The organism is Paenibacillus sp. JMULE4 (assembly GCF_013337105.1).
Lineage (GTDB): Bacteria > Bacillota > Bacilli > Paenibacillales > NBRC-103111 > Paenibacillus_G > Paenibacillus_G naphthalenovorans.
Map to the genome: position 1 here is coordinate 219,320 of NZ_SGWF01000020.1, position 21,569 is coordinate 240,888.

At 45.6% G+C, this 21,569-nt stretch carries 16 protein-coding genes and 3 pseudogenes; 7 read left to right on the top strand and 12 right to left on the bottom strand.

The annotated features are described in order from the left end of the window. The first annotated feature begins 33 nt into the window (after nucleotides 1–33). The 4 genes and pseudogenes from EXW96_RS23880 to EXW96_RS27905 form a co-directional block, all read left to right on the top strand. Nucleotides 34–1,275 carry an ISL3 family transposase gene (locus EXW96_RS23880; RefSeq protein WP_174349589.1) on the top strand — a complete coding sequence of 414 codons (1,242 nt, stop codon included), beginning with the start codon at nucleotides 34–36 and terminating at the stop codon, nucleotides 1,273–1,275. 22 nt (nucleotides 1,276–1,297) lie between these two features. Beyond that, nucleotides 1,298–1,633, top strand: a pseudogene (locus EXW96_RS28700) (bacitracin ABC transporter permease); the annotation flags it as partial. A gap of 142 nt (nucleotides 1,634–1,775) precedes the next feature. Continuing rightward, complete coding sequence (locus EXW96_RS23885; RefSeq protein WP_174351661.1) at nucleotides 1,776–3,359, top strand: IS5 family transposase; 1,584 nt, start codon at nucleotides 1,776–1,778, stop codon at nucleotides 3,357–3,359. Nucleotides 3,360–3,401: 42 nt separating this feature from the next. Beyond that, a pseudogene (locus tag EXW96_RS27905) lies at nucleotides 3,402–4,686 on the top strand (bacitracin ABC transporter permease); the annotation flags it as partial. 61 nt (nucleotides 4,687–4,747) lie between these two features. Here the strand turns inward: EXW96_RS27905 and EXW96_RS23900 are convergent. The 5 genes from EXW96_RS23900 to EXW96_RS23920 all read right to left on the bottom strand — a co-directional run bounded on the left by EXW96_RS23900 (nucleotide 4,748) and on the right by EXW96_RS23920 (nucleotide 11,297). Further along, nucleotides 4,748–5,296 (bottom strand): cupin domain-containing protein, encoded by a 549-nt coding sequence (locus EXW96_RS23900; protein WP_174351584.1) that lies wholly within the window; start codon nucleotides 5,294–5,296, stop codon nucleotides 4,748–4,750. Between the two features lie 247 nt (nucleotides 5,297–5,543). After that, entirely contained in the window at nucleotides 5,544–6,416 is an 873-nt protein-coding gene (locus EXW96_RS23905) for an AraC family transcriptional regulator (RefSeq protein ID WP_062410036.1), read from the bottom strand. 423 nt (nucleotides 6,417–6,839) lie between these two features. Further along, a complete protein-coding gene (locus tag EXW96_RS23910) occupies nucleotides 6,840–8,138 on the bottom strand; it encodes an IS110 family RNA-guided transposase (RefSeq protein WP_375256441.1) in 1,299 nt (432 codons plus the stop codon). A gap of 459 nt (nucleotides 8,139–8,597) precedes the next feature. Beyond that, nucleotides 8,598–10,322: an L-lactate permease gene (locus EXW96_RS23915; protein WP_074727723.1), complete on the bottom strand. Its 1,725-nt coding sequence runs from the start codon at nucleotides 10,320–10,322 to the stop codon at nucleotides 8,598–8,600. 267 nt (nucleotides 10,323–10,589) lie between these two features. Further along, entirely contained in the window at nucleotides 10,590–11,297 is a 708-nt protein-coding gene (locus EXW96_RS23920; RefSeq protein WP_375256475.1) for an MFS transporter, read from the bottom strand. Between the two features lie 49 nt (nucleotides 11,298–11,346). On the opposite strand from EXW96_RS23920, the gene EXW96_RS23925 reads away from it, so the two are divergent. After that, nucleotides 11,347–11,616, top strand: coding sequence for a hypothetical protein (locus EXW96_RS23925; RefSeq protein ID WP_174351586.1), 270 nt, complete (start codon nucleotides 11,347–11,349; stop codon nucleotides 11,614–11,616). Between the two features lie 204 nt (nucleotides 11,617–11,820). Here EXW96_RS23925 and istB read toward each other — a convergent pair whose 3' ends face one another. Next, nucleotides 11,821–12,546 (bottom strand): IS21-like element helper ATPase IstB, encoded by a 726-nt coding sequence (istB, locus tag EXW96_RS23930; RefSeq protein ID WP_174351587.1) that lies wholly within the window; start codon nucleotides 12,544–12,546, stop codon nucleotides 11,821–11,823. A gap of 1 nt (nucleotide 12,547) precedes the next feature. Beyond that, a complete protein-coding gene (gene istA / locus EXW96_RS23935; RefSeq protein ID WP_174351588.1) occupies nucleotides 12,548–14,038 on the bottom strand; it encodes an IS21 family transposase in 1,491 nt (496 codons plus the stop codon). Between the two features lie 58 nt (nucleotides 14,039–14,096). Here istA and EXW96_RS23940 point away from each other — a divergent pair, with 58 nt between their 5' ends. Further along, nucleotides 14,097–14,258: a hypothetical protein gene (locus tag EXW96_RS23940; protein ID WP_174351589.1), complete on the top strand. Its 162-nt coding sequence runs from the start codon at nucleotides 14,097–14,099 to the stop codon at nucleotides 14,256–14,258. A gap of 154 nt (nucleotides 14,259–14,412) precedes the next feature. On the opposite strand, the gene EXW96_RS23945 is transcribed toward EXW96_RS23940, so the two are convergent. The 3 genes from EXW96_RS23945 to EXW96_RS23955 all read right to left on the bottom strand — a co-directional run bounded on the left by EXW96_RS23945 (nucleotide 14,413) and on the right by EXW96_RS23955 (nucleotide 18,432). Beyond that, the gene (locus tag EXW96_RS23945) at nucleotides 14,413–15,633 is read right to left on the bottom strand and encodes an IS256 family transposase (RefSeq protein WP_174351590.1); all 1,221 of its coding nucleotides are present in this window, start codon (nucleotides 15,631–15,633) and stop codon (nucleotides 14,413–14,415) included. Between the two features lie 399 nt (nucleotides 15,634–16,032). Continuing rightward, nucleotides 16,033–17,022 carry a sigma-70 family RNA polymerase sigma factor gene (locus EXW96_RS23950; protein WP_174351662.1) on the bottom strand — a complete coding sequence of 330 codons (990 nt, stop codon included), beginning with the start codon at nucleotides 17,020–17,022 and terminating at the stop codon, nucleotides 16,033–16,035. 168 nt (nucleotides 17,023–17,190) lie between these two features. Beyond that, nucleotides 17,191–18,432 carry an ISL3 family transposase gene (locus tag EXW96_RS23955; protein WP_174349589.1) on the bottom strand — a complete coding sequence of 414 codons (1,242 nt, stop codon included), beginning with the start codon at nucleotides 18,430–18,432 and terminating at the stop codon, nucleotides 17,191–17,193. A 347-nt stretch (nucleotides 18,433–18,779) separates the two neighbouring features. Here EXW96_RS23955 and EXW96_RS23960 point away from each other — a divergent pair, with 347 nt between their 5' ends. Continuing rightward, entirely contained in the window at nucleotides 18,780–19,994 is a 1,215-nt protein-coding gene (locus tag EXW96_RS23960; RefSeq protein ID WP_127607660.1) for an IS256 family transposase, read from the top strand. Nucleotides 19,995–20,244: 250 nt separating this feature from the next. On the opposite strand, the gene EXW96_RS23965 is transcribed toward EXW96_RS23960, so the two are convergent. Together EXW96_RS23965 and EXW96_RS28705 are read right to left on the bottom strand one after the other, a co-directional pair. After that, nucleotides 20,245–21,363, bottom strand: a complete 1,119-nt coding sequence (locus EXW96_RS23965) for a hypothetical protein (RefSeq protein WP_174351591.1) — start codon at nucleotides 21,361–21,363, stop codon at nucleotides 20,245–20,247. Next, nucleotides 21,339–21,488, bottom strand: a pseudogene (locus EXW96_RS28705) (hypothetical protein); the annotation flags it as partial. The pseudogene EXW96_RS28705 and the gene EXW96_RS23965, both read right to left, overlap by 25 nt. Between the last annotated feature and the right edge of the window lie 81 nt (nucleotides 21,489–21,569).

The following is a 21,569-nucleotide window of genomic DNA, read 5'->3' on the forward strand; positions in this document are numbered from 1 at the left end:
AAGTCCTACCCAACAACAAAGAGGAATAAACAGATGCAAACTCAGTATATCAATGAAATGCTCGACTTACCAGAGCTGAAAATTAAACAAATTCTGTCCATCGATGCCGATGAACTTCACATAGAAGCTCTACCCGTGGACGCCAAGCAATGCTGTCCATGCTGTAAGTCCATTGAACATGTCGTCCGCAAGGGAAGAAATGAACCGCGGATCGTCCGGCATCTTTCCGTATTCGAAAAGCAAACCTACCTGCACGTGCCGTCGATTCGGATGTATTGTACGCGCTGTGAAGCCGGATTTGTGTGGGCGTACGAATTTGTCGGTCCCAAGCAGCGCTACAGCCGACTCTTTCGCTCCCAGACGGTCGAACAAGCGCTGGGGTCCACGGCCGCGCATAGCGCCCGGATGCAGCAAACACCGGCCAGTACCGTACAGCGCATGCATAACGAGGCGGTGCCAGTGGAGTGCGAGCGGATCTACGAACGTGTCTGGGAAGAAGCGCAAGAAACGTCCGGATTGGTTCTGGGGATCGACGACTTTGCCATCAAGAAAGGCCATACGTATAACACCGGCATTCACAACCTCAAAGGCGAGACGATGCTGGACTTGCTGCCCGGTCGAAAGCTGGAGGAACTGCGGGCGTATTCGCAAGAGCATCCTGGCTTCCTGCTGTTGAACCCGAAGGCGGTGGTCATGGATTTAGCTCAGGCGTATCACACGTGGATTCGCGAGTGTTTTCCAAAAGCGATTCGCATTGCCGATCGTTTTCATGTTCACGGTTACGTCATCGAAAGCGTGCAGGCGGTTCGGAAAACCGTGCAGAACACCCTGTCGCCACGGGCGAAGGCTTATCTGAAAGCGAACCATCGGTTGCTCAATCCGCCAGCGGAGTCGCTTGATGAAAAAAGCCGCGAACGTTTGGAAACGCTGCTCCATTACTCCCCTCTACTGCGCGGCGTGTGGGAATGGAAAGAAGCATTTACGACGTGGTACAACTGCTCGCCGAATCTTGCCATTGCCCAATTGGGATTTGAGCGTTGGTGTGAGCAGGGCGATCGGATTGATCACCCCGCCGTCCAAAGCACCCTGAAGACCATGCGCAACTGGAAAGAGGAGATCGTTAACTACCATCAATGCCGCTGGACAAATGCGACTGTAGAAGGCCGCCACAATCGCATCAAAGCCTTTCAGCGCCGCCACTACTTTACACGAAATCGCAGTCGCTATAAGGCTGGCATTCTGATCGAATGCAACCGACATCGGATGTTCGGCTAATTGTCAAGCACTGATTTTGAGATTGAGCCTTTATTTCTGTTCCTTATTCATTGGAATTTTTATCGGATTTGCCAGCTCCAAATTATTGACCATGGTTTTGTTTAAAATTACGGCTGTGGATACCATTGCAGCACTTACCTTTTCATCACAAGCCTTTATACAAACAGTGATTGTTTTTATTGTGATCTATATCTGTATCATGCTCATGAATTATGTATTTATTAAAAAGCAGAACATTTTATCTTTATTTAGAGTTACTTCAACAACAGAAGTGAAAAAAATATCCCTGCTTGAAATGATGATCGGGATTTTCGGTATTCTATTCATCATTTCAGGCTATTATCTTTCGTCTAAATTAGGGCTTGCTGAATAAACCAAAAATTCTTAATCAACAAGGATTTCTCACCATTACTGTCGAATTTATCTGCAAGGGAAATATGGAAAATCGGTAAAAAACCTTGCAGATGGAGTGAGCGAAATTGTACACGCTTAATCGGAATATGGCGGATTTGTTGGAAAAGTTCTATTTGCCCTTTGGAGGAAAATTAAATCCTTCAAATCGCTGGGTTCTGTTAGCTTCGTTCATTCCTTGGGATAAAGTGGAAGAGAAATATTCAAAATCCTTTCAGTCTCCTGTCATCGGCCAAAAGGCATATTCCGTTCGTGTCGCACTTGGCTCCCTTATCATCAAGGAACGCTTGAATATAAGTGATCGCGAGACAACACAGCAGATTCGGGAGAATCCCTATTTGCAGTTCTTCATTGGCCACACGGAATATGTGGATGAAGAACCGTTTCATCATTCACTCATGACGCATTTTAGGGAACGACTGGGCATCGAGATCATTGCCGAGGTTAACGATTGGATTGCCCAAGCGGCATTGAAAGCGGAACAAGAAAAGGCTGCCAAATCCAAGAAATCATCGAGACGAGACAATGATGACGACGATACTGGCGGTTCTCAGTTGACCATGGTGGAGGCGGGAGAAGCTCTCACCGCACCCGAAGAAGTTCCAGTCACGGCTAAGAAAACCCGGAACACAGCGAAGCGGTTCCATGTCTTGCCGCCAGCGTCCGAACAGACTGCGAACGTCACGAATAAGGGAAGCCTCATGCTGGATGCCACATGCGCGCCAGCGGATATCAAATATCCGACGGATCTGGGGCTTTTGAACCATGCCCGTGAAATTCTGGAAGACATCATTGATGTGTTGCACCATCCGCTTATCGGGCAGATGGAGAAGCCGCGAACCTACCGCGAGCAAGCCCGAAAAGAGTTCCTGAGCGTATCCAAGCAACGAAAAGCGTCAGCCAAAGTGATTCGAAAAGCCGTCAAGAAGCAACTCGGCTACGTGGGCAGAGATTTGCGGATCATTGAAGGACTCATGGTACACACACCTCTTACCGTACTGAGCAAAAGACAATATCGCCAGCTTCTCGTGATCTCGGAGTTATACCGTCAGCAGCGCGAGATGATGAAGAACAAGGCACATACCATACCGGATCGCATTGTGAGCATCGAACAACCGCATGTTCGTCCGATCGTCCGCGGCAAAGCCGGCGCTAACGTGGAATTCGGCGCTAAAATCGCCACCAGCCTGGTGAATGGCTACACCTGGATCGAAACGGTACAATGGGACAACTTCAACGAGGCGACCACGCTGCAGGCTTCGGTTGAAGCATACAAACAGCGGTTTGGGTATTACCCCGCCGTCATTCTGGCCGATAAAATCTATCGCAATCGTGAAAACCTGAACTACTGCAAGGAACGCGGAATTCGTCTAAGCGGACCAAAACTTGGCAGGCCTTCCAAAGAGCAACGTGACGCCGATGATCGAAAACAAGAGAAGCAAGACGCGGCAAAGCGCAATGCGATAGAAGGAAAGTTCGGCGAAGGCAAACGCAAGTTGGGTCTGGGCCGAATTTGCACCCGCAATGCTCACACGAGCTTAACAGTTATCGCCATCCAGTTTCTGGTAATGAACCTGGAACGGCGACTACGGGTTCTTTTTTTCTCTTTTTTCAGATTTATCCCATTCCGACAGCCTTTTCGCTTGAAAATCCACCGGAAAATCACGGTCTAGGCATGTTCGGTACGGGAAGGTACAAATTGATGTTGTTCAGCAAGCCCTAAATTATTTGATGGCGACTTTACATCTACGAAAGAGCTTTTCCTTGCCATGATCTTTATCCTAGGGTCTGTCATTATCGGCACATACTTATTTTATAAAGGGACGGTTAGTTTTATTTTTTATCTCATTAGAAAAAAGAAGGATGGTTATTTAAATATTCATGAGGTATTATCTTTGTCATCCATTATGTTTCGTATGAAGTCCAATGCCTTGTTATTAACCATCATTACAACCATATCTGCCCTGGCCATTGGTTTGTTATCTTTAAGTTATATTTCATACTATTCGGCTGAAAAATTTGCTGAACATAATGTCGCTGCCGATTTTTCGTTGACGAATACAGAAGATGCAGAGCAATTTAAAGAAGAATTAGATGCAAATCACATTCAATACAGCGAAAAAGTGATAGATGTCATCCAAATAAATGCCAATGTAGGGCAAATATTGGATGCAAATGTAGATGGATTAAACGTTGATCCAAATGTAATGACACTTCCGGTAATCAGTGATCAAGACGTTGAAACCATCGATCTGTCTCCAGATGAAACTCTTTTTACCGGTTATTATGATTTGCTGCAAAAATTTATGCCACTGAAAAGTTCCGGTCAAATCGAATTCAAAGGACAGCATGAAGTCATACCGCAGAAATATTTAGGTTTAAAGAAGGAATACCTCATTTCATATTATTTCACAAGTGGCGGCCTGCCTGTTGCCATTGTGGACGAATCCATATTTCAGCGATTATTGAAGGATCTCGACCCGGCGATTCAAAAAAATCATCCATTTATATTGGCATTAATATTCAAGATGAAACAAAGATTGAAGAAGCGAATGAGATTTATCAAAAAATGACTTTTAATGGTAATCATGATTCACAGCTTGCCATGAGCAATCATCAGAAACAAACAATGGGGATTATCATGTTTACCGTTGGCTTTTTAGGCTTAACTTTCCTCATTACATCCGGTTGTATCCTTTATTTTAAACAAATGGATGAGAGCGAAAACGAAAAATCCAATTATACCATACTAAGAAAGCTTGGCTTCACACAGGGGGACTTGATCAAAGGAATTCAAGTAAAGCAAATCTTTAATTTCGGAATTCCTTTAGTCATGGGGCTGCTTCATAGCTATTTTGCAGTCCAATCGGGATGGTTTTATTTGGCACAGAGGTTTGGACACCGATGATTATGGTTATGGTACTATATACCGCATTATATTCAATTTTTGGAGTACTGTCCGTCCTCTATTACAAAAAGGTCATTAAACAAGCACTTTAGTATAGTAGATAATAAGCTCCGGGCCAAAAGGCACTGGAGCTTTTTCTTCACCAAATCAGAATTAGTAATGGCTTTCTTCAGCAGCCATGGCCACTGCTTTGGTTTCATGAACTGTTCCAAAAGGATGCTGAGGCGGCGCGTAGATCGAGTAAAGCTTAAGCGGCCTGTTACCTATGTTCGTTACATTGTGCCATGTTCCAGCGGGAATCATGATCGCATAGCCATCGTAGACTCTTTCTTGAAAGTTCAATTCTTCTTTGCTTTTGCCCATCTGGACAAGACCCTGGCCTTCTTCAATTCGCAGAAATTGATCGACTGTCGGATGAATTTCTAAACCGATATCTTCCCCGACATTGAGACTCATCAAGGTAACTTGCAAATGCTTTCCTGTCCATAAAGCCGTACGGAAGGTGGTGTTTTGCTTAGCAGCCTCTTCAATATTAACGACAAACGGCTTAGTTCCATAATCTTTTAATTTAACGTTTCTATAGTACGGATTCCTGTGATTATTCCAATGATTATTGCTCGAATTGTAGTAAGGATATCCGTTATAACTCCAGTAATACACTGGATTATACCATTGACCGTATGAATTGTGATACACGCTCATTCTCCTCTCATAATCCATTACTCTTTTTATCCTATGCTGTTGCCCATTTATAGGTAACTCATGTGCAAAAAGTGGGCTCAAGATCCTGTATCCGCACGAAGATTAGACCGAAAGCCATTTTGGGGCTAAATTTCGCCGTTAATTGGCCCAATAAAAAATCGGCGAACAATGACGATTAAGATTCGTCACCATCGCCGAAATGAGGGCTCTGCTCATGAAATAGCTATATATAGGGTCTTGCCCTTAATTATTTTTTCAATACCGGTATCCATATTTCGCTTTTAAAAGTAGGTGAAGTGATATCCTTACTCTCATTCCACAAAATTTCCGGTCCCTTTGCCAGCTCATAGCTTGCAGAAGGAAACCATTCGGAATAGATGCGTCCCCAGACATTCTGTAATGTATCGGGAAACGGTCCGACAGCTTCGAATACAGCCCAAGTTGAGGCGGGAACCTCCAGCTGAGCCAGGTGATCCGGACACTCCTTGGTTGTAGCCACGCCAATATAATGGTCAAGCTCCCCTTTTTCCTCCATCCGGCCCTCGGAAAAATTCGTGGATGCTTGTAACAGCCCCAAAGGCTCAACATTCGAAAGCTTCTTAAGCTGATCGATGGCTTCCTCATTTAAACTTTTAAACATCGATGTAATCTCCGGATTCACTCCGTTAAATATGATGGGAACCCTTTTCATGATGCCTACTATACGAAATGGTTCTTTCTCTACGATACGATAGTTCATGGCACTTCCTCCTTGAATGGATAATTGAAAGGTCATGCGCGGATAGGCTTTTAATAATGAGCCCTGATGTTTGGCCGCGGAAGGCGGAATACCATGCAAGCCCTGAAAGGCCCGGGTAAAAGCATCTGCCGAGTTGTACCCGTATTTTACCGCCGCATCAATCACTTTGATGTCACTGGTTTGAAGCTCGAATGCTGCAAGCGTAAGGCGTCTTCGGCGGATGTATTCCGACAGCGTTATGCCCGCAAGAAATGAAAACATTCTTGAAAAGTGGTATTCCGAGCAATAAGCCAGCCCTGCCGCTTCCTTTAGGTCTATTTCGCCAGTAAGGTTTTCTTCGATGTAGTTTAAGGCTCTATTCAAGTTTGCAAGCAAATCCATTCATATGACCTCCCACTATAAAGTAATTTTTTCTCCTGTTTTCCCGCCCATTCTTAGTTTTTCAACTTTGACGCCTTGAGGATGTTGATAGACATTGGTGAACAATTGAATAGATTACATTTTTTTCTGTAAGGGCCGGTGGCGGGAATAGAGCTTGAACTCGATTTTATCCAAACTATGGATATATTGGTATGATCGCACAGTGGATCTCCACATTCACCCTTGGGGTTTACCCTCCCATGTCACGCTGGGTCTATGCCCTTACATTCCTTCGTTCTACCTCTCAAGGGGTGGAGGCCGATTCTTGCTCCCTTACTGGGTCGTTGCCCTTATGGTGTATTGTTCTTCGGCTTCTCCGGTGCTTCCGTTGTCAAAGTTGTACACATATGAATACGTGAGAATTCAGGATGACATTGATTAATTTTAAGCTGCACTCCGTTGTAGCTGGGCTTGTCGAACGGGTCCTAATACATCGATTGCATCATACTCTTTTTGCTTTGTCCCCAAGGTGTATAAGATTCGAATGAGTTTTCCACATAGGGCGATGATCGACTGTTTTTTCTTCAGCGGATTCTGACTCCGCGTGGTGTAGTGCTTGTGTAGAGCCTTGAACACTTCGTTCTTGGCCACCATCGGCATCATACAACGGAACAAAAGCGCTCGGAGGCGAGATCGCCCTCGCTTGGTGATGCCGGTCTTCCCTTTACGTTTACCAGAGCTGTTCTCTTTCAGGTTGAGACCCGCCAGGCGGATGATCTGCTGGCCATGGTCGTACTTGTTCAGGTCTCCTACCTCAGCCAGAAATCCAGCTACGGTGACTTCTCCAACCCCTGGGATACTTAGCATGTGTGCAGCTCCCGGAATTTTCTCCAGGATTTCCATCACCTTCTGCATCGTGGACTCCAGTTGCTTGATAAACAGATCGAACTGCTCTAATAGGGCGGATAATTCCAACCTTGCTGCCATGGTTCCTTCCGTTAATCCAATGGAGGACGTTGCAGCAGCGTAGAGTTGCTCTGCTCGCTTGATGCCTACGCCTCGCTTTACTTCCGTCTTCCAGTGTGTGAGAATGCCTCTGGCGCCTGTAGAGACAACCTCCTCTGGCGTTGGAAACCGTCGCATGGTCATAAGCGAGGTCTTGCCGTCCCATTCCTTAAATACGCTGGAATACTCTGGGAAGAAGCGATCGAACCAGTTCCCGATTCGTGCCTTCACTTGCTTGAGATTGATGGATACCTTCTCTCGAAAATTCATCAGAATACGCAAATCCGCATATTCCTTCGTCGGAAGACTGGGCTCAGAGTACTTGCCATTTCGGATTAAATCCGCAATGACTTTAGCATCCTTGTAGTCGCTTTTGGTCGGTGAATTGTCTTCCAGCTCTTTAGTTTTGTTTACATGATGCGGATTCACCACTACAACTTTGATGCCTTGCCCTTCTAAGAATGCAGCCAACGGGAACCAGTAGTGTCCAGTAGGCTCAACGCCAAATACAATTTCCGTTTTGGCATTAGCTTGCTGAAGTTCCTTCATCCACAAGGCTAGTTTCATTAGCCCTTCTTGATCGTTGTAAAAAGTGCATTCCTTGCCTAGTTCAAGGCCACGGAAGTCCACAGCACGAGCTACATGAATCTTCTTGGCAATGTCCGCACCGATGACAAGCGTTCTTTCGGAAATTCTTGTAATTCGTTGATTTTGCTTCTGTTTCAGCTTATACTTCATGGTAGAGCGTCCTCCTTTTAATTAGGGCAGTGAATGTGTCCCATTCCAAGACCCAGCATACAGGAGACGCTTTTTTCATTCAAACCTCAATTTACTTCATTACAGGAATGGCTCCCTTTATGAACAGCATAACAGAAGCCGGATGCACCTATCCGATAATTCATGCACGGTTATGCAGGGTTTTCTCTTCAAAATGCTGTCAATAAACGATATATTTATCTAGCCGATGGGCTAAAAGAAACCCTCGTGCTCGGGTATTATCTGTAATTATCTTAGACCCAATTCTTCTTGTGCAAGCTAACGAAGGTAAAATGGGAGTACCCTGGCTTCCTCAGTCGGTTTCTCCGTTGTTTTAATGACTCCAGATGACGCAGGACCGAAGGAGGGTTAATTAAAAAAATCCGTATCAATTATGATACGGATCCGTAACGATTATAATAAGTTTTTTTCTTAACTGTCCTAATAGGAAGGAATCATCCATGGGAACACGTAGGCTTGCAGCATGACCAAAATCCCCATTAATGCGGCCAAAGCGATACTATGGAAAAAGACCGCCCGGAAAATAGGTCCTACAGCATTTGCCCCTTCCGTTCGATTTTCATAGCAAGCTGCAGTTGCCACGACAATGCTTTGGGCATCAATCATTTTCCCCATAACTCCGCCCGTTGAGTTAGATGCAGCAATAAGAACAGGATCAAGCCCTAGTTGTTTCGCGGTTATGGTCTGCATACTTCCAAATAATGCATTGGAAGAAGTATCGCTCCCCGTCAGAAATACTCCGAGCCATCCGATCATGGCTGCAAAGAATGGGTAAAAAACACCTGTTTTGGTAAAGGCTAACCCAAGAATCGCATCTAAACCTGAATATCGCGTCGTATAACCTAAACCTAATACCAATGCGATTGTAATTAAAGGCGTTTTCATCCGTTGCGCCGTCCTTACGACCGATTGTTTCCATTGGTCTTTGCCCAAGCGGAGGAAGAGGCCGCTGAGTACTGCCGCAAAGAACACCCCTGTTCCTGCTGCAGAAAGCCAGTTAAAGTTATAAATGGCGGCTTCAGGAACGGTTTCCGTTACAAGCGGCGGGCCGCGGAATACCAGTTTATCCAAAAAGGGCACCGGGATGGCATATAAGGATTTAATTCCAAAAAGATGAATTGAGTTTAATAAATTTTTCCATTGCGGAAGTCCCCACAAGAACACGAAAAGCGTAAGAATCGCCCAAGGAGCCCAAGCCTTTGCTACTTGTCCGGATGTATACAAAGATGTTTGCTTTTCTAACGATTGGATTTCTTCCTCTTCTCCAGGAAGATAAAATTTGTTTTTCGGCTGCCATACTTTAAGAAGCAGCACTAAGGCGATCAATGAGATAATCCCAGCAATGATATCGACCAGCATGGGACCGACATAGTTTGAAACGGCAAATTGGGTGATGGCGAAGCTGGCACCCGTTACCACAATGGCCGGCCAAATCTCCCAAACCTGTTTCCACTTCCCCTTATGCATGAAAACCATGGTAGCAATCAGCCAAAACGGGACAAGAATCGAGAAAAATGGAAGCTGGCGCCCAGCCATCGCAGATAAGGCCATTTCAGGCAGCCCGGTGACATTGGCCAGAGTAATGATGGGGGTACCCAAAGCTCCATAAGCGACGGGTGCCGTGTTAGCGATTAGACACAGGACAGCTGCCACCAAAGGGCGAAATCCAAGCCCGGCCATCAGGGCCCCTGCAATGGCTACGGGAGTGCCGAACCCTGCCGCTCCTTCAATAAATGCCCCGAAGGAGAATGCAATGAGGAGTGTTTGAATACGTCTGTCCGAAGAAAGTTGAACTACAGAAGATTTGACAATGTCGAATTGGCCGCCCACTAATGTAATCGTATACAAAAACATTGCCGCGACAACAATCCAGCCAATTGGCATCAATCCAAAGAACGATCCATAGCCAAAAGCGGCTATAGCGGATGACACCGGCATATCTACCAGCCAAATCGCCATGAAAACGGTTACAATTGCTGCTATCAAAGCTGCCTTGGGTGCTGAAATTCCATAATGCTTTTTGCCCAATTTATCTTTATGGGGATGCAGGGCCAACAGATACAATAAAGTTAAAATGGGTACGGCTGCTAGCAGAGTAGATAAAAAGGCATTACCTATCGGATCATAGTGCTGATGAAATTCCAAGAAATATCCCCTCCTAATTATTATAGTTTACATATATGAGACATCTTTTTTGTTTAGCACATGCAAAACCGTCAGAATATTAATTCTATTCATAGGGTCTCAAGTTACCCTTTGCTTTTAAATGAACATTAAAATAAGCCGTCCAATGACGGCTTAAGATTGGCTATGTTCCTTTGTTGTCTTCTTCTTGCACGTTTTTTTGCAGGAGGATTATATCTAGTCATTCTAATGGTTTTACCGCAAAACATCTGATCCATTTACTTTGGGTCACTGCTCTGACTCTTGCGGGTGATCCAGTTGTTTCATTGCCGGAATGAACAGACAAAGCACCGCAAGCCCGATCATCATGATACCTGTTAGCATAAACCACCGATTCACACCGATCTGATCTGCAAAAACACCCGAAATGACCAAGCCAAGGGGCATGGCCAGAGCCATCACGCTCCCAAACAATCCAAACACTCTCCCCAAATACTCCGGCTTAATCTTTTCCTGGAATAATGCGATCTGCACACCATTATAAAATGGCCCGGAAAAACCCATCATGGCGCAGCATGCCATAAAAGCGATGAACCCGCTGGTGGGCAATAATCCTGCAATGGATAAGGCAGCCCCCATAACAAATATGGAGGTGATGATCGTAAGAACCCGCTTTTTGAAGCCTCCCCATGCGCCAAGCAGCAAACCGCCTACCAGCATGCCTACAGCAAAAATAATTTCCGCGGCGGATGCATGTTTGATCGTTCCCCCGAAATAATCCATTGTCATTAGAGGAAATAACGCATTGATAGGCATAAAAGCAAAAATGTATATCCCGCCAACCCAAAGAAGAGCCACCAAGCCTTTATGATGCTTCAACGCATCATATCCTGCTTTCAGTTCTTCCGCAAATCCGCTTTGTGCAGCGGACTCCTTGGCTTCCGGCTTCGGAATTGTAATCATCGCGACCGCAATTGCTGCTTCAATGATACACAAAGTCCTTCACAATGTAAAGCTGTTTTAATCACAACTGTGGAGGTAGACCATGAGAAGTCTGAAAACCGAAACTTTAAACGTCTTTTTTGATGAAAGTGGAAAACGAAAAGATAAACCTAACTTGATGGGGGCTTTATCCATTCCGAATAACCTGTATGCATCACCAGTGTTCGAATTATTGTCACAAAAAATGCGTGATGGCCTTCTCAGGCTTCATTGGACAGAATATACAGGATACGAAAAGTTGAAGCAAGATATTTCCGAAGTTGTACGGATCCTTTCATCCTACCACCAGATGATTAAATTTTTTGTTATTTAATTATGACTATTCTGTCATTAGTGGTAAAACCGGATTCGAAAGATACATCATTGATGAGATGATTTATACTAAGTCTCCGGAAAGAATCATTTATGGGTTATTACGCAGGTATGGACAAAACGTCTTCATCGAAGTGTTTTTCGCAAGAGAAAAATGCTAATTTCGGCAGCGAAAAATGCCGACAGACACTTGCCAGTAGAATCATCAACCCGGAATTCGTTCCATCGCCTGTTTCAGACGGAAACTATCTCCGGTAAACGAGAGAATGTGAGCGTGGTGTACAAGCCGGTCCACCAGCGCTGACGTCAATTTCGTGTCCCCAAAAATACTCGTCCATTGTCCAAATTCCAGATTAGACGTCACAATCACGCTTTGCCGTTCGTAACAATCCGCAATCACGTTAAACAGTAGTTCTGAGCCCGTTTGGCTGAACGGGACGTATCCCACCTCATCGAGAATCAGCAAATCCATCTTCCTCAGCTTCTCCCGAAACTTACTGAGTGTTCCGGAAGCAAATTTCTCTTGTAGAACAGCCACCAGATCACTGGAACGGTAAAACTGCACCGCTTTGCCCCGTCGGCACGCTTCCACGCCCAAAGCAATTGCCATATGCGTCTTCCCCGTACCCACAGCTCCCATCAGCAGCAGGTTTTCCTTGCGTTCCAGCCATTCCAGCTGCCGCAAGGTATCCAGACTTCCTCCCTGCGGGAAGACAATGTGATCCGTTACGTATCCCTCGAAGGTTTTCAGATGCGGAAATCCCGCCTGCTGGACCAGTTTGCCCAATTTGGCCCGCCGTCTGCCGTCCAGTTCGGCAACCAGCAGTTCCTGTACCAACTGCAGCAACTGCTCGCTTTGCTGGGCAGAGACGTATTCGGCAATGTGCGCCAAACGCAGCTGTCGGCGCAGATTCGTCAGTTCCACCGCCATCTCACATCACCCCCATCAACCGGTCATACCGATCTAATCTGGGCTCTGTTCGTGTTCCCGGCGGGGACAACGTCTCGGACCAAGACGCCGGCACATTCCGGCTGCCGTGTTTCATGCCAAGAAAGGCCGTGATGCCAGAAATGTCTTCTGCAAGCCCAGTCATGTTAAGAGCATTAGTAATCTGCTCCAGCGTGTACACACTGCTTAAGTAGTGCAACCCCTGTAGCCGTTCTTTGCGTATATCCACATCGGGAACCGTCACATAAGTTTTCAGCACTTCAGGCAGCATCCGTAAAAACTGGGAGTGGGTCACGCTGCGCGGTTTTCGCAGCCAGCCCGCAAACACCTGCGACCAAGGAATGTCCGCTGTCTTTCCGGTGTACGGCCTTGGCACCGTCCGCATCGGTTCATGCTGGTGGTCGAGCACCACAATACGATCCCAAAACAGCTGCGCCATCACTTCTGTACCGGGAGAAGCTTGTCCCAGCAATGGAATGACCGCATCATCCACCTGGATTTCGCCGTATTTGTTCACCACCGCGGTTTGCAGCCGGAATGCTTCGAACGGTTCCTCCGGCAACTGCAGCAGATGCCGTCTTTCTTCTTCCTGCCATAATTCCTCGATCTGTCTCTCTTTGACATAATGGTGGCGTTTGCGATCCTGCTCGGCCTGATCCGTGAAGTGAGCGGTAAGCTGCTCTTGGCTTGTGAACAGCGGAATCGGCACCGCCCAGTTTCGCTTCGAGTATCCGCACTTGGTTTCCACATGTCCTTTTTCATGGCCGCTGTACGGGTTGCAAAACACCGCTTCAAATCGGTAATGGGCGCAGAATCTGCGGAACATGTCTGTCAGCTGCCGTTCACCTTGTTTTTCGATGTGCACGACGGCAGCAGAAAGATTGTCGAACCAGATGCGCTGCGGAACCCCGCCGATCTGGTCGAAGACCTGTTTCATTGCTTCGAGGAAGCATTCCTGGTTTTCGGACGGCACCGGGTACACAAAGGCCGCATTGCTATACGGGAACGAGAGGACGAACAATTTATAGGAAACCAGCTTCTGGTTTTGGCACACTTCCATGGTCGTGAAGTCTGCTTGTGCTTCACCCGGCGGATGCTCGAGCCGTTCGTACGTTTTGGCCCGTTCCAGTTCCATCTCGGTCCTGCGCCGTTTCACATAGGTGGAAACGGTGCGTTCGCTACCGGGAAACTGGTACTCGTCGCGCAACCGTTGGAAGATACGAGCAGCGGTATGCCGCTGTTTCCGGGGAAGCAATCGATCTTCTTCTAACCAGGCATCAACGATTTCCATATAGGGTCCCATGACAGGGGAACGGCTTTTTCTATTGGTCATCCGGAGGTTCCAGTTGTCCTGATCCGCATATTTTTTAGCGGTTCGCCAGTGGACACCAACCCGATCGGCGATCTCTTGAATGGAGCAACCTTCTGCTTCTCGCAAAAATCTGATATATTGTTGTTGAGGCATTTTCAGCATCCTTTCGAGTCTCTCCTTCGTCAGTCTTAAGCAAACTTAACGATAGGAGGATTTTGGAGTGCTGACAAGTGCCTTTTTTATTGCCGATCAAGTCGGCAATTTTCTCGGCATTTTTACGCTGCAATTCTCGGCACTTTTATTTTGCGATAAACAATCGAAGCCAGTATCTTTGTTGAGGATTCAACCGAATACCAAAGTTTCAAGCTCCACGAACGACTAAAAGAACAATTAAATATTCAATCTTTGTATCGTGGAGAAAGATTGATTGTTACAAACAGTTCCTTAAAACCCAAGGGACAAGAGATTGGAGGGTCTGTCAATAATTTTGTGTAAACTCATGTATAAAGGAATCTGCCCTAGGGGAGATTGGCCCCTTACGGCAAGTGCTGCCCGATTCGATCCGGAAAGAAAACGGATAGCTGCAGCAGCATCTGTCCCCAATTTTGGACACGCCCCGTCCATTTACGGGTGACATCCATGGTTACAAGATAAAGCATCTTCAGAAGAGCCTCGTCGCTGGGGAAAATGCTCTTTCCCTTCGTTACCTTGCGAAGCTGACGATGATAGCTCTCAATCATATTGGTGGTGTAGATGAGCTTGCGCAGTTCGGGAGGGTACTTGAAGAAGGTAGCCAGCTCGTCCCAATTGCTGCGCCACGAACGGATGATGAGCGGATATTTAGCGCCCCATGTTTCCTCGAAACGATCCAGCTCCATAAGCGCCATCTCCTCCGTCGCCGCTTTGTAGATCGGCTTCAGATCAGCTGTTACCTTCTTCAGATCCTTATAGGACACGTAGCGAGTCGAGTTGCGGATTTGGTGAATGATACACTTTTGAATCTCCGTCTTCGGATAGCAGGCGGTAATGGCCTGAGAGAAACCGGTAAGATTATCGACACAGGTGATGAGAATATCCTGTACGCCGCGATTCTTTAGGTCGTTTAGGACGCTGAGCCAGAACTTGGCCGATTCGTTCTCGCCGATCCACATGCCCAGCACATCCTTGTTACCATCCAGATCGATGCCGATGACCATGTAGGCGGCCTTGTTCACAATAGCGCCGTCTTGCTTGACCTTAAAGTGAATGGCGTCAAGGAAGACGACGGCATACACGTTTTGCAGCGGACGGTTCTGCCACTCCTTGATGAGCGGAACGATTTTGTTCGTGACGTTCGAGATCATCGTCGGCGAAACGTCGATACCGTACAGATTCTGCAGGTGATCTTGGATTTCCCGCGTGCTCACGCCTTTGGCGTATAAGGCCATAATCTGATCTTCGATGCCGGTGACGTTGGATTGGTGCTTCTTTACCACGAGCGGCTCGAACTCGCCCAGACGATCCCTGGGCACGGCAATCTCCTGATCGCCGTATTCGCTGGTGATCTTCTTCTTGCTCTTTCCGTTGCGGCTGTTGGTCGTCTGTTTGTTCTTCACGTCATGCTTCTCATAGCCCAGATGCGTTTCCATCTCGGCCTCCAGCATCTCTTGCAGCGTCTCGGCAAATAAGTCTTTCAAAGCATTCTGCGCGTCCTGTGCGGTCACCAGCTTGTTCTCCTTAATGAAGGCCCTAAGCTGCTCTTTACTCCATAATCCCATGTGTGCTCCCCAACCTTTCTATTACTTTCATTTTATCAGGTTTGAGAGTTTACACAAAATATTTTACAGTCCCATTACTTGCAATTGTTTTTGGCAAATCATCATCAGAAATATATGACTGATTAAAACTAAACTGCGACCGCTAACCAAACAACCTAAATATGAACTTCTCACATAATTTTATCATCTGTTTGATCTATTAGCTACTGAAGAACAGCATCAAGTTTGATGTCACCTACGATGAATGCGTCACCCAAATTCTAGGGGGTAATTTTAAATTAATTCAATTTCATACTACAATTTTGACTTGGAAACACTGCGGGCATGATGATTAGCGATGCGACGGTTCCATAAAACGGTATCCGTTGTCAACTTATCATGCCCGCTCCTGCAAACGGTTTATTCAGTCCAAAGATACGGACTCTCCATTCTTAATAAAGACTGTTTATGATATCTCCAAAGCAGTTCATATTCATACTTTAAATTTTGGTATGCTCTCTGGAGTGCATTAAACTCTTCCAAACTTACAGTGTTCATGGAACTGGTACTAGACTGATTTACCATTAACCCTGCGGAAGAAGAATCCGACCATTGATTTCTAAGCTTCCTTAAAGTGGTCGGGCTCATTCTATGGCGTCGAGCAATCTCTTTGTCAGAAATGCCTTGTCCCTTAAGTTCGATATACTGACTTTCACTTAGAGACTTTGAACTGCTCTTTTTTAAAGTCATTTTTATATCCTCCGTTTTTTTATGTTCTAAATCGAAGTAAACGTCCGCTTTAATACCGAGAGAAGCTACAATTTGATCAATTTGGTTTCGATCTCTACCAATTAATTGAGGTAATTCTTCTTTTGAATAATCATTAAGTAGGTAGAAAAGTACTTCCTTTTCTTTAGAGTCTAGAAGACTATTAAATTCTTGAATGAAGTAATCCTCATATGCATTCGCAGACTCACTCAAAACCTCAAGTAAGGTATATCTGCTCTCACCTCTCTTCTTACTAAATATCAAATCGTCAATAGAAACCGATTTATCGTTTTTTAAATACTCAACTGCTTTTTTAACCTTACGTACGTCGATACCCAATTTAGAATGTAATTGTTTGTCATGAACGGCATGCTCCAATGTCTTAATTTTGGCTGCAAGCGTTTTTATTCGAAGCGGGGCAGATATTGAACCAGTACTACGGCTCAGTTCATCCTTCAATCTACCTTCAATTCTTCTTACTGCGTAACTCCACAAAGAATCTTTTGATGAGCCCGCTTTGCTTTTATCAAAAGCTTGAATTGATTGAAATAATGCTATTCGAGCTTCTTGCAATAAATCATCGAAATGCCGTCTACGAAACTCATCTGAAATAGCGTACTTAGAATAGATTATCTTTTTTATTTTTGTCTCATACCTGCTCCATACTTCATCAAAATTTTCCGTAGTTTAATCACTCCCCAAAGTGACTTTTGACCGAATGCTCTATCCTAAAAAATTCTTCACCTCCTCTCAATTCAAGATAACTCAATTATTAAATAATGGCTCAATCTCAAAATCAGTGCTTGACAATTAGCCGAACATCCGATGTCGGTTGCATTCGATCAGAATGCCAGCCTTATAGCGACTGCGATTTCGTGTAAAGTAGTGGCGGCGCTGAAAGGCTTTGATGCGATTGTGGCGGCCTTCTACAGTCGCATTTGTCCAGCGGCATTGATGGTAGTTAACGATCTCCTCTTTCCAGTTGCGCATGGTCTTCAGGGTGCTTTGGACGGCGGGGTGATCAATCCGATCGCCCTGCTCACACCAACGCTCAAATCCCAATTGGGCAATGGCAAGATTCGGCGAGCAGTTGTACCACGTCGTAAATGCTTCTTTCCATTCCCACACGCCGCGCAGTAGAGGGGAGTAATGGAGCAGCGTTTCCAAACGTTCGCGGCTTTTTTCATCAAGCGACTCCGCTGGCGGATTGAGCAACCGATGGTTCGCTTTCAGATAAGCCTTCGCCCGTGGCGACAGGGTGTTCTGCACGGTTTTCCGAACCGCCTGCACGCTTTCGATGACGTAACCGTGAACATGAAAACGATCGGCAATGCGAATCGCTTTTGGAAAACACTCGCGAATCCACGTGTGATACGCCTGAGCTAAATCCATGACCACCGCCTTCGGGTTCAACAGCAGGAAGCCAGGATGCTCTTGCGAATACGCCCGCAGTTCCTCCAGCTTTCGACCGGGCAGCAAGTCCAGCATCGTCTCGCCTTTGAGGTTGTGAATGCCGGTGTTATACGTATGGCCTTTCTTGATGGCAAAGTCGTCGATCCCCAGAACCAATCCGGACGTTTCTTGCGCTTCTTCCCAGACACGTTCGTAGATCCGCTCGCACTCCACTGGCACCGCCTCGTTATGCATGCGCTGTACGGTACTGGCCGGTGTTTGCTGCATCCGGGCGCTATGCGCGGCCGTGGACCCCAGCGCTTGTTCGACCGTCTGGGAGCGAAAGAGTCGGCTGTAGCGCTGCTTGGGACCGACAAATTCGTACGCCCACACAAATCCGGCTTCACAGCGCGTACAATACATCCGAATCGACGGCACGTGCAGGTAGGTTTGCTTTTCGAATACGGAAAGATGCCGGACGATCCGCGGTTCATTTCTTCCCTTGCGGACGACATGTTCAATGGACTTACAGCATGGACAGCATTGCTTGGCGTCCACGGGTAGAGCTTCTATGTGAAGTTCATCGGCATCGATGGACAGAATTTGTTTAATTTTCAGCTCTGGTAAGTCGAGCATTTCATTGATATACTGAGTTTGCATCTGTTTATTCCTCTTTGTTGTTGGGTAGGACTTACAACAATACAGGATTAGCAGATGTTTTTCCATATTTAGCCTTCGATCAATTCGTCAAGCACTGATTTCGGTTTTGAACCTAAATAATACTTGGTTATGTATAAAATAAAAATCCGATTCACAAAGTCCGACATGGACACATGGATTTTTACAAGAGCTAGAAAAGCAAAAAGACACCCCTCGAGGTGTCCTTTCACATAGTATTGGTGGAGGCGAGGGGAGTCGGAACCCGGGACTGTAAAATATTTTGTGTAAACTCTCAAACCTAAATCTATTACAATGGAGATTAACGAAAGGTTGAGGGAGAACACATCATGAAATTACTACCAAAAGATCAACTGCGCCAATTCATCAAAGACAATAACTTGAAAACCGTCGAAGACGTACAGAAAACGTTGAAGGAACTCTTTGCGGAGACACTTCAGGAAATGTTGGAAGCCGAACTGGAAACGGAACTCGGCTACGCCAAGCATGATATAAAGAATAAGGAGACTCGCAATAGCCGCAACGGACATAGCAAGAAAACAGTAACGTCGGAGTATGGTGAGGTCGAAATTGAAGTCCCACGTGATCGACTCGGCGAATTTGAACCGATGGTTGTCAAGAAGCATCAGACACAGGTCACCGGCATCGAGGATCAGATCATATCCATGTACTCCAAAGGAATGAGCACAAGAGATATCCAGGATCATCTAAACCAGTTGTACGGCATCGACGTCTCCCCAACACTCATTTCCAATGTAACGGCTAAAATTATGCCGCTTATCAAAGAATGGCAGAATCGCCCTTTACAAAATGTCTATTCCGTCGTCTTCATGGACGCCATTCACTTCAAAGTGAAGCAGGACGGGCAAATTATCAACAAAGCCGCTTACATGGTCGTAGGCATTGATTTAGAGGGTTACAAGGATGTACTAGGCATTTGGATTGGCGAGAACGAGTCCGCGAAGTTCTGGCTGAGTGTTCTAACCGATCTGAGGAATCGCGGCGTCCAAGACATTCTCATCATCTGCGTCGATAATCTGAAAGGATTTAGCGATGCCATTGCCGCATGCTACCCGCAGACAGAGATTCAGAAGTGTATCATCCATCAAATCCGCAATTCAATCAAATACGTATCCTACAAAGATTTGAAGAAGGTTACTGCCGCGCTACGCCCGATTTATACCGCTCCAACGGAGGAAGCTGCTTTGCAGGAATTGGAACAATTTGAGGCGGTTTGGGGCAAGCAATATCCACTGATCATACGTTCATGGCGAAACAATTGGGATGAACTCGCAACGTTTTTTAAATACTCGCCAGAACTGCGTAAATTAATCTACACGACGAATATGATTGAAAGCTACCACCGCCAGCTTCGTAAAGTCACAAAGGGAAAAAGTATTTTTCCGAACGATGAATCGCTGCTCAAGATGCTGTATCTTGCGACAATGGACGTTCTTCGCAAGTGGACAGGTCGTGTTCAAAACTGGGGACAAATCTTGCTGCAACTCACGGTGCACTTCCCTGACCGCGTACATGTCCGCTAAAGGACTTTACATGGAGAGGCGGGCATGATAGGCTGGTTAGCCACGCGATACCGACTTTCCAGTATCGCCCAATCGCGAAAAGTCATGCCCGCTGGAGGCTCCATGTCAAGTCCGGCACCAAACTTTGGCATAACCGAGTTTACACAAAATTCTTGACAGACTCTCGAACCCCCTGTCCGAAAATAACGCCACACAGGCTTCTACGGGTGTAGTCACGGTTTTGATGTCACCTTAGAGGCCCCCCGTAACTTTAAACACCTTGTTGGAGGCCTAGAGCAACCCGTCGTTGCTTTCTGAACTCCAAAAATTCTTGCCACGTCATCTCATGGTTTTCAATCATGTGATTTATTACCGTAGCTATGTATCCTTGAAGTTCTAGCATAAGTTTCTTTATTTTAGTTTCGTTGTTGTCTAATACATCTTCTAGATAGTGGCCCATATGAACAATTCTTGTTCTATAACCGATGTACTCCTTGGTAACTGGATCCCTTTTTCCAGTTAGTTCGTAGAATCTTTCCTTCAAAGTTTCGTACTCTTGAATACTGCGTGCTTTATGAATACTTATTTGCTTTTTCACTTCATCAAACTTTTCGTATCTATCTGGATATGCAAGGAATTCAAGGATAGTCATTGCCTTTACAAACTTTGAGGTAGGGTTTGCTGACTCTAAAAACTCGCTATTCATCGACAATGCCAATCGTGCAATTGAGCTTACTTCACTTCTACTCTCAATAAACTTTCTATGATTCTCATCAAAATCACACACTTCATCAAGACCTACACCTTTTATTACACAATGTGTCTCAACTGCCCCAGCAATTATGTAACTTTCATGATCCTCTAGGGTGTAAATTAATGCGGTCGAAAAGCCGTTGGAATCTCTCCAAGCACCAACTCTACCTGGTAAAGTATCAATCAAATCAGCTCGACAACAATGAAACTTTATGATGTCCATCACTCGTTCAACATCACGCGATAACTTAGTAATAAGTTTCAAGTCATAATTGTGATCTGCTGATAAGAATTCTTCCCAGTCAATGTCTGCCATAAACGCTACAAGAGTATTGGTTTGGAATGTATCGATTGTCACTCCCGTAGCTGTTGTAGCTACCTCTCTCAAACTAAGCCCTTGCGTTATAACATCCGAATGTATTGGCCTTAGGGAAATAATATCAACTGCTCCACCTGGAAAAAACCGATATTTACTTACTGTGAATTCTTCTTTAATATCGAATCTTGAAATGGGTAATACTACTAACTTCTTTCCCGATTTCAGTTCTTCTGTAAACTCATCAATTAGGTTAATTTGCATTCTTACTCCTCCAATAACTGCCGCGATCCATCCTAAACCTCTAACAACGCCAGCCATGAATTAAAATACTTCGACCGAGTGCCTTCTCTTGCATGGACGACACCGCTCATTTTCCCATTGAAATCATCAAGCGGTACCGCCGCAAAACAATCGTCTTCATGATTGTATCCGACGATAACATCGACTTCGTTTCGGTTTTACCCTTTCTTCTCACCGTTCAATGGTGTATTTGTCAACTGAAAATCCGGCCACATAATCATTTA

Excerpts from the sequence above, each read along its gene's own strand:
- EXW96_RS23910 (WP_375256441.1), bottom strand. The coding sequence starts at position 8,138 with ATGAAGTATAAGCTGAAACAGAAGCAAAATCAACGAATTACAAGAATT.
- EXW96_RS23905 (WP_062410036.1), bottom strand. The coding sequence starts at position 6,416 with ATGGATTTGCTTGCAAACTTGAATAGAGCCTTAAACTACATCGAAGAA.
- EXW96_RS23960 (WP_127607660.1), top strand. The coding sequence starts at position 18,780 with ATGAAATTACTACCAAAAGATCAACTGCGCCAATTCATCAAAGACAAT.
- EXW96_RS23955 (WP_174349589.1), bottom strand. The coding sequence starts at position 18,432 with ATGCAAACTCAGTATATCAATGAAATGCTCGACTTACCAGAGCTGAAA.
- istA (WP_174351588.1), bottom strand. The coding sequence starts at position 14,038 with ATGCTGAAAATGCCTCAACAACAATATATCAGATTTTTGCGAGAAGCA.
- EXW96_RS23925 (WP_174351586.1), top strand. The coding sequence starts at position 11,347 with ATGAGAAGTCTGAAAACCGAAACTTTAAACGTCTTTTTTGATGAAAGT.
- istB (WP_174351587.1), bottom strand. The coding sequence starts at position 12,546 with ATGGCGGTGGAACTGACGAATCTGCGCCGACAGCTGCGTTTGGCGCAC.
- EXW96_RS23880 (WP_174349589.1), top strand. The coding sequence starts at position 34 with ATGCAAACTCAGTATATCAATGAAATGCTCGACTTACCAGAGCTGAAA.
- EXW96_RS23965 (WP_174351591.1), bottom strand. The coding sequence starts at position 21,363 with ATGGCTGGCGTTGTTAGAGGTTTAGGATGGATCGCGGCAGTTATTGGA.
- EXW96_RS23885 (WP_174351661.1), top strand. The coding sequence starts at position 1,776 with ATGGCGGATTTGTTGGAAAAGTTCTATTTGCCCTTTGGAGGAAAATTA.
- EXW96_RS23900 (WP_174351584.1), bottom strand. The coding sequence starts at position 5,296 with ATGAGCGTGTATCACAATTCATACGGTCAATGGTATAATCCAGTGTAT.
- EXW96_RS23945 (WP_174351590.1), bottom strand. The coding sequence starts at position 15,633 with ATGGGATTATGGAGTAAAGAGCAGCTTAGGGCCTTCATTAAGGAGAAC.